Here is a 15831-nt window from a genome sequence, read left to right on the forward strand (position 1 = left end):
ATGGATGCTGCGGAAGGCTGTGCAATCAGTAACTTCCTTGCGCAAATCTATTCTGCTCAGCTAATGATTCTTCGGCTCACTGAAGACGTCGGCCTGAAAAGTGAAAAGCTCAGCATTTTTCCAATCGCCCGATTCCAGTCCGGCCTTGTGGCAGAGCTGGTCAAGGAAAACATCCTTGGTCCATCCCGTCTCCGTGGCCACTTGCGGCAGGAATACGCCTTGTTTGTCTCCCTTTTTTATGACCACTCCATCGCGGCCGAGGACAATGTCATCCGCGCTTTTCACTCTTGTGAACGGAGTCAGGACGGAGATTTCAATTTCTGCTTTCGACAATTCGTCTTCTCTGAGAGGCTGGAATCGCGGATCGTTGAAGGCGGCTTGCATCGCCATCGCGCCGACGACAGCTCCGAGCGGTCTGTCTTCCATCATGTATCCGATGCAGCCGCGCAGCTCGCCGTTCTCATTCAACGTCACGAATGCGCCTCGCTTCATTTTCTGAAGATGTCCAATCCTTCGCAGAAGCGGAACCGTTTCAGTTGAAAAATATCTCACAAGGGTTGCGCGTGCATATTTCAAGAGCGCGCTCTTGTCGGCTGAATTGAGGACATATGATTCACCGATGGCCGATGTGTCGGATTCTTTGGTGGAAGTCATTTTCCCCCTCCCAATTACAACAGAGCCGTATCCCACAACCCGATCAGCGCTCCCAAGAGGAGTGTAGCCGGAGTTTGTGTAGCTTACAACGGAAGCGGATGTCGCGCCGAGTTCCTTTGCCGTTGCAATTGCCGCGATTATCGGTGCTTCTCCACAAGCGCATGTTACCAGCCCCGGCGTACCACGATCAAGCTGGGACTCCATCACCGATCTAATGCTATTTAAATCCAGCGTCGCTATCGTGTTGAGTGTTTTATCGTCAACATTAATCGCGTCATCGAATCGTGGGTAATGTGAAAGATCGGAGCTCGCGATTATCAGCACTTTCTTCCCGACAAGAATTCCCGCGACTGCATCACCGAATCTCTGGCACATCTCTATGTCAGGCGCTCCAACTATCATTGGCAATATCTTCGTCTTTGGAAAGAGATATTTCACGAACGGCAACTGGACCTCGATTGAATGCTCTTGCGCGTGAACGGCGAGATTTGCGATCACATCGGGATCTTTCTTCATTAGTTCATCCGCCAGGTCTCCCGCCACTTCAACATCGCCGATCGGTGTCCCGAACGCACCGTGCGGATAGATCGCGATCTTGTCAAAACCTGCAGTAGTGTGGTTGGTGCCGAGCACTACGATGATGTCGTATTCTTTTCCTTTCACCTGGTTGTACGCATCCGCGATTATTTGGCCTGCGAATACGTAGCCCGCGTGTGGCGCAATGATCGCGATCGGTTCATCCAGTGTTGAGGGCTTCGCCTCGTCGAGAAAGGCTTTTATCGCATTTGTTAACTTTGTCGGATCACCCGGATAGAATTGACCGGCAAATACCGGTTGCCTGACAGGATCAGATGCTGATTTTTGCCCCTGGCAGGAACTGGCAAGAAGCAAAAAAGCCACGAACCATAAAACCCTTTTCATGAGCCACCTCATACTAGTTGTTGGCCAGATGCTAAAATGGTTTGGCACGAAGAAGCGAATAGACCACGAAAATCATTTCCAAACACCCGCAATAGGATGGCCGCAGTATTCACAGCAGCCATTGTTAATATGCATCTCGACAACGAAGAAGCCCGATCTCTTTATGACGATTTTATTGCAGGAGGGACAGTACGTAGAGTTGCCGGGGTGACCGGGCACATTTCCCACAAACGCATAATGGATTCCTTTGGACATGGCAAGGTCTCTCGCGCGTTCAAGGGTCGAAATCGGAGTCGGAGGAAGATTCAACAGTCTATAATCCGGATGAAACCTGGTAAAGTGTATCGGCACATCAGGACCAATCTCGCCCACGATCCAGCTTGTGAGATCGTTGAGCATCTTGTCAGAATCATTGAGTGTCGGAACCACGAGGTTAACGATCTCGAGGTGAGTTTTGGTCTTCGAAACCTGTTTTATACTTCGGATGACAGGCTTGAGCTCTGCGTTGCACACCTTCTGGTAGAAATCTTCGCTGAATCCTTTGAGATCTATCTTTATTGCGTCGAGGACTTCGCACATTTCTTTGAGCGGATCGGCATTCATGAAGCCGCAGCTTACGAGGACGCTTCTGATCTTTTGCTCTCTTGCTTTGCGCGCGATGTCGGTCAAATATTCCACGAAGACGGTCGGCTCATTGTAAGTAAATGCAATGATCGGCGTCCTTTCCGATTCGGTGTTGCTCACGATTTCTTCCGGAGAAGTGAAACCGACCTGGTAGTCCTCAGGTTTCGCCTGCGAGATTTCCCAGTTCTGGCAAAATTGGCACGAGAGCGGACACCCTGCAGTCGCCAGCGAGTATGCCTGGCTGCCCGGCAGAAAATGAAAGAAAGGTTTCTTCTCAATCGGGTCGGTGTGAATCGCAATTGGCCTGCCGTACACGAGACTTCTGAGTTTTCCGTCCGTGTTCATTCGCGCCCTGCATCTTCCGTGTTCACCCGGTTTGATTACGCAACCCTGGGCGCAGAGGAGACATTTTACAATCGTTCCTTCGTGATCAAATCGGTTAGCACTCTTGATCTCGTCGGATGTATGGCAGCTCATGCAGTCGACATTTTTAGTATCTGTCGAAAGCCAGAACCGCGCGACCGGTGATTGTTCGGCAAGCTGTTTGAGATAATCTTCTTCAAATCTCTTTGCGGTTCGCGCGAAGAGATCCTTTAGGAAGGGCGGGGAAGATAATGCGACGCACGTACCGCCCGCGATAAACGCAGACTCTGTTATGAATTCGCGTCTGGAAAGTGATCGCCCGTTCATTCTCGCAGCCCTTTAATAGAATGTACGACTGTCAATCAGATCAAGACCGGAAGTCTGGGAGGTCAATCCATCCGATGACTTCGCCTCGTTGCTGCCGACAGCAAATTTCATTTCTATTTGCCAGTCGGATAATCGGATCTCGATGTAAATCTAGTTTCTTGAGGGTGGATATTCAAGTTGATGAACTTACTCTGAGAAGCCTGATCGGTTATCGGCAATGTCTGTGATCCCTGCCGAGTTCTTACACGAGAGTGAAGTTCCTCGTTAGACTTCAGAGCTTGCCGGACAGAGAACAAAAAGTCCCAATTTCTTATGGCGGCTAAAAAGTCACTACCCGGGCTAGAACTGTTTGCGTTTAACCCGTGGTCCGGGCAACTTTCTCCGAGTCAGATGGCTAAACCTAGTGCTGATGCATCGAGCCCATTCAAGCCGGGAGTTACGGCCGCGTGTCTTTTCAGGTGGCACGCGTGATCACGCCTTTATTCTTTCGAACCATGGTCTTCTGGCTCAACAACTTCGTGATCTGGGTTGGTTCGGGAATGGTTGACAGGATCACTGTCCTCAATTTCATATTGCTACAAGAAATGGGGCAGGTCAATGCCGCGCCGATCAGGTCATTCTCGTTGATCGTAACAGCTGGGCAATCATCAAACGCTATCATTTGTGAATTATAGAAACAAAATGATAACTCCCCGACCCTATTTCGTAAATAGCTCTTCCGTTCTCGAAGCTAAGGAATTTTACGCCCGAAGCGACGGATGCATTTCTTCCACTCTCCGTCACGGCACTTTCGCTGTGAGACGGAATGTAAATAGTTGCCGTTGTGTTCGCGGGAATGTCGATGTCCCAACTAAACTTGTCTTCCTCTCTCCTCCAGTAGCTCTTGATCAGACCGTACATCGAGAGATAAGAAGCCTTCACAAACCTCAAATCACCTGCCGGGTGTGGATCCATGAAGATGTGTTTGAAGGCCGGACTGTCGATATCGGCTTTGATCCCGGCAAGATCTTCGTAGTACCATACAAGGAGATCGCCCAGGAGCATAACATGATTGCCTGAATTCATGTCGGGAGCGGCAGTATTTCCGTTCCACAGTTCCCAAATGGTCGTTGCACCGTTTTCAATCATGTATCCCCAGCTTGGATAGTCTTTGTTTTCTGCGAGACGGACCGCAACTTCCGTTCTGCCATAATCGGTCAGTCCGCGCATCATCCACTGTCCGCCGACCAGACCCGTGCTTACGTGTGTCTTGTTCTCGTGGACCGTCTTGTAAAGGAGATGTTCGAAAACATTTTTCGCCAGGTCGTCCGGCGATAAGTGGAAAGACAACGCGAGCAAATTGGCCGTCACGGTATTGTTCGAATAGCAAAGACTGTCCCTGTTCAGATAGGTTATGTCTATCGCGTGGCGTACTTTCTCTGCCAGTGAAGCGTATTCAACTGAGTCCTGAACTTTGTTCAGAAGGTGCGAGTAACCTTCCATTACTGTTAAACAATAATAGAAGTAAGCGGAGCCGATAAAATCTCCTGGAGTTATCCGGTTTGGATCTTCGGAATGTATTAGTTCCGGTTTCTCGGGCGGCATGCACCAATCACCGTATGTATCCCTGGGAAGAAGATAATTCTTCATGTAATTATCGCGCATATAGAAGAGCCATTTCTTCATGCGGTCATAATTTCTTGCGATGACACTGATGTTCGCGAATTGTCTGTAAAGAGTTCCGGGAATGATTATAAATGATGACGGCCAGGTCATGTTGTCAGTGTATATCGGCCAGTAGGCGGGTGCCACGTTCGGAATGCTGCCGCCGGGTTTTTGTGCGTCCGCGATGTCTGTAACCCATTTTGCGTAGAGTGCATTGTTATCGAAAAGGAAAGTCTCTCCGTAAGAATTTGTTGAACGATCTCCAAGCCATCCCTGACGCTCGTCGCGCTGAGGACAGTCGGTCGGGATGCTTCGATAATTCCCGCGAATCCCCCAATACGCCGCGTGATAGATCCTGTTCATGATGTCGCTGGAACAGCTGAAGCTTCCGACAGTTCTTACATCATCGTAAACTACCCTTCCCCGGATTGTACCCAAGTCGGCATTACCCGGGTATCCTGTCAGCTCGACGTATCTGAATCCGTGATAGGTGAGTATAGGCTCCCATCGTTCAAGTCCTTTGCCTCCTGTGATGTAAGTGTCCGTTTGTTCGGCAGAGCGTAGATTTGCGGTGTATAGATTTCCGTCCGGACGCAAGGTCTCGGCAAAGCGCATTTTGATCTTAGTGGAATTACTCGTCCTGACTTTAAGTGAGACCCAACCCACCATGTTTTGTCCCATATCATATACATACACGCCCGGCTTGACCTGTCTCATCGATTTGGGAACGAGATTCTGCATCACCTTAATCGGATTTATCATCTGCGCGCTGAGCTCATCGGAAGGACTCGCTACTCTCTTGGCGTTCTTCCAATTAGAATCATCGAAGTCTGTCTTGTCCCAGCCGGACATTTCCTTCCTGGCATCGTAGGCTTCACCGTCGTATTCGTTATTGGACGTAATCGGTCCGTCGGTGGTTATTTTCCATGTTGTGTCGCTCACGATGTATTGTGTCGAGTTGTCTTCGTTTTCGATAACCAACTGGGAAATCATTTTCGGAAAGCCGTAGTTGATCGTTTTCGTCGGCACCATATGGCGGGGCGCGAAAAAGCGTCCGTTGCCGAGGATCACGCCGATTTCATTCTTGCCCCCCACGATATACTTCGTGACATCAAATGTTATGCAATAGGATCTCTTCGGGTATTCTGAAAGCGCAGGTGCAAGGACCTGATCACCGATCTTATGACCGTTGATGTGCAATTCAAATAATCCCAAACCGCAAACGTAAATCGTAGCTCTTTTAGTTTTGTTCGATGCGTCAAATTGTTTACTGAGGTAACGTGCAGACAATCTCGTGTGCTCACTGTCCGGATTATCGGTTCCGATGGCGCTATCGAGTCCCACCCAATATCCTTTCCAGTCTGTACTTTTCAACAGGCCCATGCTCCACTTTGCCGGTTCGCTCCATCCCGATTCGGTGCCGTGGTTGTGCCAGACCTTCACTTTCCAAAAGCACTCCTCGCCCGAAAGAAGCTCCTTCCCAGCGTAAATCACGTTTATGCTTTCGTCAGATGTGATCTTCTTCGAATCCCAGAGGTCACCATCGTCCGCGTTCAATTTCCTGAGAGAGCTTGCAACCAATATTCTATAGGATGTCTGCTTCTCGTTTCTTCGATCCGAGACACTGTACCATGATAGACGCGGGGTGACCACGTCAATCCCGAGAGGATTGACAAGATACTCGCACCGCAAATATGATGGATGCAGAATATCTTTCTGATTCCCTTTGGATATGCCTGCACAAAATGCTACGATAAGGAGCGGCAGGAAAATTATTGGATGTGCTCTCATTGTAACTCGCTTTTCTTGAACGTTTGATCGAGTGGAACACTTTGCCGGAGATCCTGATGGGGGGTGAGTTCCTATTTTCGATTTTATTTGCCAATGGCAAGTTAGGGATCGGATAAAGGATTGGCAAATTTGGGTGACGTGACCGCAAAAGTGATCCAGTGTTAAATTCGTAAGTGGAGGTAACAGTGGATCTCAGTCGGTTGAAAGGGGCAAGAAGCGGCACACGGTAGAATGGATCGTGGCGATGCGGAAGGACCCTTGTCGAGTCACCAAATCATTACCAAGGCGTATGCCACCCTCGGCCACATATACCTGATTAACCAAAACGTTACCACTGCTTGTACAAGATGTGGAAAGACTTGTCATGAAGATAAAAGAAAGCTGCTCATTGCGAATAGAAATTGAGCACTTTGTCATTCAAGATTTCAGTTCTTAGGATTTTGAGTCCAGTGCGTCTACCAGTTCCGCCATCACGCCTTGCGTGAAAATATGACCGACTCGGCATCTTGGTCAAACATGTGGTCTTGCCGGAGACTCACCTCTCGTTTATACGTACCAACTCCTCACCTGTGCTGACCCCAATCGAGAACCCTCGCTCTTTCTTTCATCGCACAAACACGAATTCTAGCGTAGAACTCACTTGTTCGATCGAGCATCCCTTCGTGCTGGAAAGCGCATGGGCCTGGAACCTGTTTGATATACCGGCGTAGACTGTTTAAAATATCAAAAGCTGGTTTATCTCACTCTTACTTGAGAGGTGTAAATATGTCAAAGATCAAAAGCATTCTTATACTTCTCTTTGTTCCTGCTATTTTGGTCGTATCGTGCGGGAAGAGCAAGTCTGGTTCGGGCAATCCAAAGTTCATGATCGGTTTCTCACAGTGCAATAGCTCTGAGCCGTGGCGGGAAGCCATGAATAAAGAAATCGAATCAGAAGTTGCCAAGCACCCGGAAATAGAACTTCTTATATCCGACGCACAACAAGAGAACGAGCGACAGATAGCAGATGTGGAGAATTTCATTGTCCGTGGCGTTGATCTGATTATGATTTCGCCCAACGAAGCACAGCCGCTGACTGCGGTTGTCGGTAAAGCGTATGACAAGGGGATTTCCGTAATTGTCATAGACAGGAAAATACTGTCCGATAAATACACTTGCTTCATCGGAGCAGACAACAGGCTTATCGGGAAGGAAGCCGGTGAATGCGCGGCGAAGCTCTTGCATGGAATAGGAAGCGTTGTTGAGATATGGGGGCTCAAGGGATCTACTCCTGCGATCGAAAGGCATGAGGGCTTCCTCGAAGGCATAAGTCCTTATCCACAGATCAAAATCATTTACTCGCAGGATGGTGCATGGCTGCGGGAAAAGGGGAGATCGATAATGGAAAACGCCCTGCAGAGGTTCGACAGGATTGATCTGGTTTACGGCCATAACGATCCTATGGCGATGGGGGCATATCTTGCAGCGAGTTACCTGGGGCGGGCCGAGAGTATGTACTTTATTGGAATTGACGGGCTGCCCGGACCGGAAGGCGGCATCCAGGCAGTCGCTGATCGAGAGCTTAGCGCTACCTTCGTGTATCCGACAGGCGGCGGAGTTGCCGTTCAGACCGCTCTGAAGATCTTAAAGGGAGAAACGGTGGAAAAAATAATCACACTGCAGTCGATGGAGATTGACACTACGAACGCAAAAAACTATTTGAGCAGATGACCGTGCGGTCTATTTGAACATGTTGAAACTCTCAAACATCAGTAAGTCTTTCTTCGGAGTGGAAGTTCTGCATGACATAAGTCTTGTTTTTGAGCCGGGCTGCGTTACATCAGTCGTGGGTGAAAACGGAGCGGGTAAATCCACCCTTATGAAAATCATTGGCGGAATCTATAATGATTATGATGGCGAGATTTCATTCGGAGGACAGCCTTTGGTCTTCAGGAATCCGCGTGACGCGGACAAGTGGGGAATCTCGATCATCCATCAAGAGTTGAATTGCATTTCAGACCTCACCGCTGCTGAAAATATTTTTCTCGGCAGAGAACCTGTCAACAATCTGCGGTTCATCGATTTCGATGCCCTAAATAGAAATGCGAGAACCCTTCTTGAGCAATTTGATTTCCCCTATCCGCCGAATGTAAAAATGCGGAGTATTAGTATCGGGTGGCAGCAAATTGTGGAGATCGTGCGCGCGTTATCTACGGATGCCCGGGTGATAATATTAGACGAGCCAACTTCCGCACTGACCAGGAATGAAACAGATATTCTATTCGACAAGATACGTCTCCTGAAGGAGAAACGTAAAATAATCATCTTCGTTTCTCACCGGCTCGAGGAGATCTACGAAATAGCGGATCAAATCGCAATCCTTCGCGACGGTAAGTTGATCGGCAAATATGCTTCCCAGGAAATTCCAAGATCTGCGCTGATCAATAAAATGGTGGGGAAGAATGTGTCCGAAGAAGCTATCGGCAGACAGCCGAACAACAACGGGACCATGCTGCGCGTTTCGGGACTGACGGTGTTTAAAGAGCACGAGAGACGTCTCACCGGAATTGATTTTGAATTGAGGAAGGGTGAAGTCCTGGGGATCGCGGGACTAATGGATTCTGGAAAGTCAGAGCTGCTAAAATTTTTGTTCGGATCAGTCAACGCCGCGCACGATGGTCAGATTCTCCTCAGGAATAAGGTTTTTCGTCCAAAGTCCCCGACGGATTCCATCAATGAAGGAGTGTTTTATTTGCCGGGTGACAGAAAGGCTGAAGCAATTCTTCATGGACTTGACCTGATCCAAAATACCAGCATATCCGTACTCTCGCAGTTTTCGAGATTTGGATTCCTTAATGGCAAGATGGAATCAGATGTGGTGGGGGCGCAGGCACATAGCATGAACGTGAGAATGCGCTCGCTCCACCAACCGATTGAAAGTTTGAGTGGAGGGAATCAGCAGAAGATAATTTTTGCTAGGGGGTTATTGAGCAAATCAGAACTGTTCCTGCTGGACGAACCCACGAGAGGGATCGACGTGGGAGCGAAAGAAGAGATCTATAAATTGATACAGCGCCTTGCCGGGGAAGGCATATCATTCATGATCAGTAGCTCTGATATCATGGAACTACTCAGGATCGCCGATAGAATTCTCGTGCTCTTTCGCGGCAAACCGACAGCTTTGCTGGATACAAACAAAGCGAATGCAAGCGACATATTGCATTATGTCTTCAATGAAAACGCTGCTCATGAATAAATTGAGACTCTCTGATCGCGATTGGATAAAGCCCTCGCTCGGTGTCTTGTTGATATTTGTGATGTGCGTAATCTTCTCTCCGCTCGGGAGCGATGGATCGTTGATTTTCCTCAAGGTGGAAAATCTGACCAACATCCTGAGACAGGTATCGGAGAATGGGATAATCTCAGTCGGGATGACATTTGTCATCATCGGTGGAGGAATTGACCTTTCTGTCGGATCGGTCCTGGCACTTAGTGCGACCATCACAGCTTTCGGGTTGATGGATTGGCAGCTAGGATTTGTGCCGACAGTCGTTGTCGCACTTGCGGTAAGCAGTGCGGCAGGCCTGATAAATGGTATCTTAACCTCCTGGGGGAGGATTCAATCCTTTATTGTCACGCTCGCCATGATGACAGCGGCGAGAGGCTTCGCCCTCTTTATTGCGAACAACAACTCACGGAATATCGGATTCGGACAACACGCCGCGCCGGAAATTTTTCAGGTCTTTACACAAAGCTACTTCGGTATTCCGTTCCCTGTATTCATCTTCCTGGCAATCGGCGTACTGTTTCTGGTCATGCTAAAAAAGACTAGATTCGGACGGCACGTCTTCGCCGTCGGGAGCAATCAGGAGGCGGCAGTTCTTGCCGGCCTAAAAGTGAATTGGGTTAGAACAACTACGTTCATAATCGCGGCACTACTGTCGGGCCTCGCCGGAATCATCCACACCGGACAACTACTTCAGGGAAATCCCAACGATGGGGTCGGGTTCGAGCTGGATGCGATCGCTGCGGTTGTGATAGGCGGAACGAGTCTCATGGGCGGAAAGGGAAGCGTTGAGGGAACACTTGCGGGCGTACTGATAATCGGACTTCTCAGCAATATCCTGGGCCTTCACGGAATCCAAAAGGACTTTCAACTCATGCTCAAAGGAGGAATTATTCTTGCAGCTGTGTTCGTTCAAGAAGCGGGATATAAGACCAATTTTCAAAAATTACTCAGCCTCCTCAGAAGGAATTCAGATAGTTCATCCGTGTAGAAGAAGACCATGATTGTTTCGAGAAAAGGTGAATTTGTCGGATTGTATTGATCTTGCATTCTATCGTGTCATGAAATTTCAGAGGTGATCCTTGCGCAGGCGGTTGTCGATTCAGATGCAGAACCATAAATTTCCAATGGCATGTTACACATGGGGAAATCAAAATGCCGGATAGTGGCGGAGGCGCACCTGCCAATCCCGTAAACGCCATAGACTGTTGACATAATTGAAGGAGATTCCATGAATCGACGTCAATTTGTAAAACTATCCGCGGTCGCAACAGCCGCGCTGCCCATCATCAACAAGGTTGGCGAAAGAGAAAACGAGCCTTCAGCTGGCATGCATCGAGTTGACAACGAAGAGCGCAAGCGTCCCGATGCGCCGTATGAAGGATCACACTTAAACCGGCTGTCTTTCCCGATGGGAGGGATCGGGGCAGGAACAATCTGTCTTGATGGCACAGGATCGCTTTCCCATTTTTCTCTCAAGAACCACCCGGATATTTTCAATGAGCCCGGAATATTTGCAGCAATATCGGTTAAAGAACCTGAGAAGATTGCGCGGGTTCTGGAGGGACAATCCCCATGCTGGAAGATCTTCGGACAGCCTGGGAGTGCGAGCGGTGGGGCGAAACCCGGTTTGGGTCTACCCAGGTTTGCGGGAACAGCGTTCAAGGCGCAGTTTCCATTTGGAAAGGTAACCTTGTCCGACGATGAGGTACCTCTTGCAGTCGAGATTACAGGCTGGAGTCCGTTTGAACCAGGCGACGCGGACAATGCCAGTCTCCCCGTCGCGGCATTGGAATACCAGTTCGTTAATCATGGCTCGCACGCCGTCAAGGCGGTCTTTTCGTTTAACGCACAGAATTTCATGGCGAACGATCATGCGTCCAACGGGGTCCTCTCTTCACAGGGTGGATTCATTCTGCACGGAGGGGCGCCGCCTGACAGGCCCTGGGACGATTCAAAGTTTGCCATTCATGTTGACGATCCGAATGTGAAGATAAACCATTTATGGTTCCGCGGCGGTTGGTGGGACTGGCTGGGAATGGTTTGGCGAGACGTGGAGGAAGGCAACTGCTATGAACATCCTCCGGTCAGTGAAGGTCTGGCATCACCCGGTGCTTCGGCATTTGTGCCTTTCGAGCTTCAGCCGGGCGAAACAAAGATCATAGTGGTGCGCCTGGCTTGGTATGCTGGAGAAACAAGCCTGCGGGTTGGGAAAGATCTTCCCGGCAACGACAGAGAGGCCAAGACAGCCTATCGCCCATGGTACGCCGGACATTTCAGTAACATTGAGGAGCTGGCCGAGTACTGGCGGGCAAAGTACGTCGTTCTTAGAGCGAGTACGAAGCGGTTCACTGAATGCTTCTACAGCTCGACGCTGCCATCTGAAGTAATTGAAGCTGTCGGAGCAAATCTTGCCATACTCAAATCACCGACGATCCTCAGGCAGGATGACGGGCGATTGTGGGGATGGGAAGGCTGCGGCGACGACTCTGGTCAGGGAGCTCTGTGCACTCACGTATGGAATTACGCTCAGGCAATCCCACACTTGTTCCCTGCACTCGAACGCACTCTCAGAGATACCGAGCTCGGTCCTTCGCAGAACGATAGCGGTGAGCAGACTTTTCGAAGCGGGCTTCCGATAAGGCCGATTGTGCACGAGGAGTACGACGCTGCCGACGGACAATTGGGAGGCATCATGAAGGTCTACCGCGAATGGAGAATCAGCGGAGACAAGGAATGGTTAAAAAAGGTTTGGCCCAAAGTCAGGATTGGCCTCGATTACTGCATCAAGACATGGGACCCGAGACATACGGGTTGTTTGGAAGAGCCCCAGCATAACACATACGACATCGAATTTTGGGGAAGGAATGGGATGTGTACCAGCATCTATCTTGGAGCCCTGGAGGCCGCGGTGCTGATCGGGAAGGCCTTAGGCGACAACATAGAAACGTACGCTTCCCTGCTGCAGAAGGGTACCGCCCAGGCAAACGATACACTTTTTGACGGTGAGTACTTCATCCAGAAAACCGAGTGGCGGAACTTGCGAGCGAAGCTCCCTGAAAAACCAATGGTCTGGAATGAAGAGAATTATTCTTCGGAGGCATCGGAACTGATCGCAAAGGAAGGCCCCAATTACCAGTACGGCAGCGGCTGTTTGTCAGATGGCGTAATAGGATCATGGTTCGCACAGGTCTGTGGAATAGGGCAGATACTGGATTCGGCTAAGGTGAAGAGTCATCTGAAGTCTGTCCATCGTAATAATTTCAAGCGCGATCTTTCTGCTCACGCTAATGTGGACCGCCCTACTTACGCGGTTGGATCGGAGGGAGGACTGCTGCTTTGCAGCTGGCCAAAAGGCGGTCGGCCATCTCTCCCTTTTGTGTATTCCGACGAGGTATGGACAGGAATTGAATATGAGGTGGCCTCGCACTTGATGATGATGGGTTTAGTTGCCGAAGGCTTGGAAATCGTCCAAGCATGCCGCGCACGTTATGATGGACGAGTACGTAATCCGTTCGACGAATACGAGTGGGGACACTGGTACGCGCGTGCGATGGCATCTTATGCCCTTCTGCAGGGGATGAGCGGAGCGAGGTATGACGCTGTTGAAAAGGTAATTTATTTGAAGCCATCTATCCCGGGGGACTTCCGATGCTTTCTATCTACAGCGTTTGGTTATGGCGTGGTCGGTGTGAAAGATGGGAAGCCGTTTTGGGAATCTGCTCACGGGAGCACTGAAGTCTCTGAGATTCGTTACACTCCACAGGGTGCCCCTTGAGATTATTGTGTCTGCGCTAACTGCGTGTTCGGTGATTGAGTGTCAATACCTTTAGCTTTGTCAGGAGATCGACGAGTCTGAAAATTTATTTCATTCAACATTCTTATCGTCAATTGTACAAGTGACAATCTGTCAATCGCCGGAATCTTGCGACGTTTATCAAAAGCCGGAAAGTGAGGATTCTAAATGAGAACATCATTTTTTATTGCATGCTCGTTCGGGCTTCTCCTTGCATCCGCATCCGCCCTTGCAGCCCCGGATTCCACGCTCATTTATCTTAACAACAGCTCATATTTCTGTGGAAGGGAGTATTATGTTCTGCGCAGCGGCAGAGTACAAATGTTCGTGCAGTCGGACAAAGCCAACCTTGGCTCGGCGTTCACGTACCTCCTGTTTGACGCGCAGAACGCAAGCCAAAGCGCTCGTAAGGAGAATGCCGGTAACTATTCTCCGCTTTCCGGATTTCAGACGAGTGCATTGGAAGTATCGATGGGAAATTTCCCCTTCACTGCCCTGGGCCAGAACACAGTTTCAAGGTGGATTTACGAAAATGGGATCCCCAAAGTTGAAGCAGTGTGGTGGGCCGGCGGGATCAAAGTGACGGAAAAGATATCTGCCATTGTTGGCCAGAATACATTCGTAAGGTCAATAACTCTTTTTGGAGCACAGATCGTAGATACTGAGAGGGTCAAGTTGCGACTTGGCGTACCGGATGGCGAGGTTCAAAGTTACCCGGGAATGATTGTCAGTACGGGTCAAAGGGAAACGATAGCGGTCGCGGTAGGGCAGGAAGGCTTGAACACTGATGAGGATAAGAATTATCTGGAGATCAATGCTGAGGTGCCTCCGGGAAGTGCCAAAACTTACGAGACTTTCGTAGCGATGCAGCTGACATCGGGTGATACCACATCGGCGCTGGACAGAATTCGGAATTTAAAATCGGGTGGCGCACTCCTTGAACAAACCCGCGCAGCATGGAAACTGGAGAGTACAGTTAAAACGCCGGACGCCGTCTTGCAGGAGCTATATGACAACGTCCGATTCACTTTACCGGGTTATGTCTCTGACGTCGGCATCATGGACGCGGGAGTGTTTGAGTACGGCGGTCAGTGGATAAGGGACGCTTCAAACACCACGCTCGGACTCCTTCAGATCGGCCAGTTTGAATTGGCACGCGGGCTCCTTTCTCACATGATGGACAGCATGATTACAAATGACGGGGCGACGATGATCTCCAGCAATTACGAAAAGCCGGAGAATGAGGAGTTCGATCAGATGGGCGAGTTATGGGATGCTATGAAGAATTACTACTATTGGTCGGGAGACTCATCCCTTCTTAAGAAGAATGCATTGAAGCTTATCGCAATGACCAATCGTCCTCTTCGTCCCGAATTCTGTGATTCTACCGGGATGGTTCACAATAAGAGGGAGTACTGGGAGAGATTTGCGACGGAAGGTTATGAACTCGCGTACCAGATCTACGTCATTGAGGGTCTGCGGGATGCGATAGAGCTTGCGCGAATCATAGGTGCGCAGGATTATGTCGCAACATGGAAAGCGGCCTCAAGCAAGATGTTGCGGGCTATGCTCCATGACCCGAAACTGGCCCTGGTGCACAACGGTGCGCTAATCAAGCGCCGCTCGCCCGACGGTCATATAGTCGACACGGTAAAGTACGCAGGTTACATAATCGACTCTCCTGCGTTGACCGAATCGCTCCAGCGTCTCCTTCCTGATGCTGAGATGGCTCTCCCAATTGCCTTGGGAATAGTTGATCCTAAGTCTGCACTCGCGAAGAAGACTCTAGACGAGCTTATGGGGCTATGGAATAGTCGATGGTCGTTCGGCGGATTTGACCGCTACAACACGAGCTCGCAGCCCGACCAACCCGGTCCCTGGCCTTTTGCAACGTGCTTCATCCTTCGAGCGCAGCATGAAGCGGGAATGTATGCCCGAAGCAGGGAAACTCTGGAATGGCTGCACAACGTGCAGGGTGGACACAGCGGCGCTTACTTTGAGGAAATACCAATCACAAGGAATCAATCATTCACCGCAGGAATTCTGCCTTGGCCTGCGGCTGAAGTGGCGCTCTTTGTAGTGAGACACTGGTTGGGTGTGAGTTTCAAGGACGGGCACGTGGTCCTAAAGCCGAACCTGTATCCGGGCACCGGAAGAGTCGAAGCCAGCCTGAGATACAACGGAAGCAGAATAGATCTTGTGGTCGAAGATGCGGGCCGCGTGAAGAGCGCAACCGTCAATGGAAAGCCGGTTAAGCCGCAGAAGGACGGTTCCGTCGTTTTGCCATCCGGATTTAAAGGAGGTAAGGTCATCCTGAAAGTCAGATAGGAGCTCATCATAAGTGAGAATGACTCCGTTTCTGTAGAGCTTCACTGTTGGCACCGTGTCGACGGACTCCTTAAGCTCCTCAGACAGATCATGACATCTTTTTGGTTCAGGGCGTGAC

At 49.8% G+C, this 15831-nt stretch carries 8 protein-coding genes; 5 read left to right on the forward strand and 3 right to left on the reverse strand.

The annotated features are described in order from the left end of the window. Window positions 1–60: 60 nt before the first annotated feature. From amrB to VIS48_04200, 3 genes are all read right to left on the reverse strand, one after another. Window positions 61–1575 (reverse strand): AmmeMemoRadiSam system protein B, encoded by a 1515-nt coding sequence (gene amrB, locus VIS48_04190; GenBank protein HEY9165342.1) that lies wholly within the window; start codon window positions 1573–1575, stop codon window positions 61–63. Window positions 1576–1647: 72 nt separating this feature from the next. Beyond that, a complete protein-coding gene (gene amrS / locus VIS48_04195; GenBank protein HEY9165343.1) occupies window positions 1648–2889 on the reverse strand; it encodes an AmmeMemoRadiSam system radical SAM enzyme in 1242 nt (413 codons plus the stop codon). Window positions 2890–3546: 657 nt separating this feature from the next. Further along, window positions 3547–6324, reverse strand: coding sequence for a glycoside hydrolase family 78 protein (locus VIS48_04200; GenBank protein ID HEY9165344.1), 2778 nt, complete (start codon window positions 6322–6324; stop codon window positions 3547–3549). A 765-nt stretch (window positions 6325–7089) separates the two neighbouring features. Between VIS48_04200 and VIS48_04205 the strand changes: the two genes are divergently transcribed. From VIS48_04205 to VIS48_04225, 5 genes are all read left to right on the forward strand, one after another. Next, on the forward strand, window positions 7090–8034 hold the full coding sequence (locus VIS48_04205) for a substrate-binding domain-containing protein (GenBank protein ID HEY9165345.1): 945 nt from the start codon (window positions 7090–7092) through the stop codon (window positions 8032–8034). A 19-nt stretch (window positions 8035–8053) separates the two neighbouring features. Further along, entirely contained in the window at window positions 8054–9559 is a 1506-nt protein-coding gene (locus tag VIS48_04210) for a sugar ABC transporter ATP-binding protein (GenBank protein ID HEY9165346.1), read from the forward strand. Beyond that, window positions 9552–10580, forward strand: a complete 1029-nt coding sequence (locus VIS48_04215; GenBank protein HEY9165347.1) for an ABC transporter permease — start codon at window positions 9552–9554, stop codon at window positions 10578–10580. The genes VIS48_04210 and VIS48_04215 overlap by 8 nt, the downstream gene beginning before the upstream one ends. A 240-nt stretch (window positions 10581–10820) precedes the next feature. Next, complete coding sequence (locus tag VIS48_04220; GenBank protein HEY9165348.1) at window positions 10821–13367, forward strand: GH116 family glycosyl hydrolase; 2547 nt, start codon at window positions 10821–10823, stop codon at window positions 13365–13367. A gap of 186 nt (window positions 13368–13553) precedes the next feature. Beyond that, window positions 13554–15713, forward strand: a complete 2160-nt coding sequence (locus VIS48_04225; protein ID HEY9165349.1) for a hypothetical protein — start codon at window positions 13554–13556, stop codon at window positions 15711–15713. The last annotated feature ends 118 nt before the right edge of the window (window positions 15714–15831 follow it).

The organism is Candidatus Kryptoniota bacterium (genome assembly GCA_036567965.1).
GTDB lineage: Bacteria > Bacteroidota > Ignavibacteria > Kryptoniales > JAKASW01 > JAKASW01.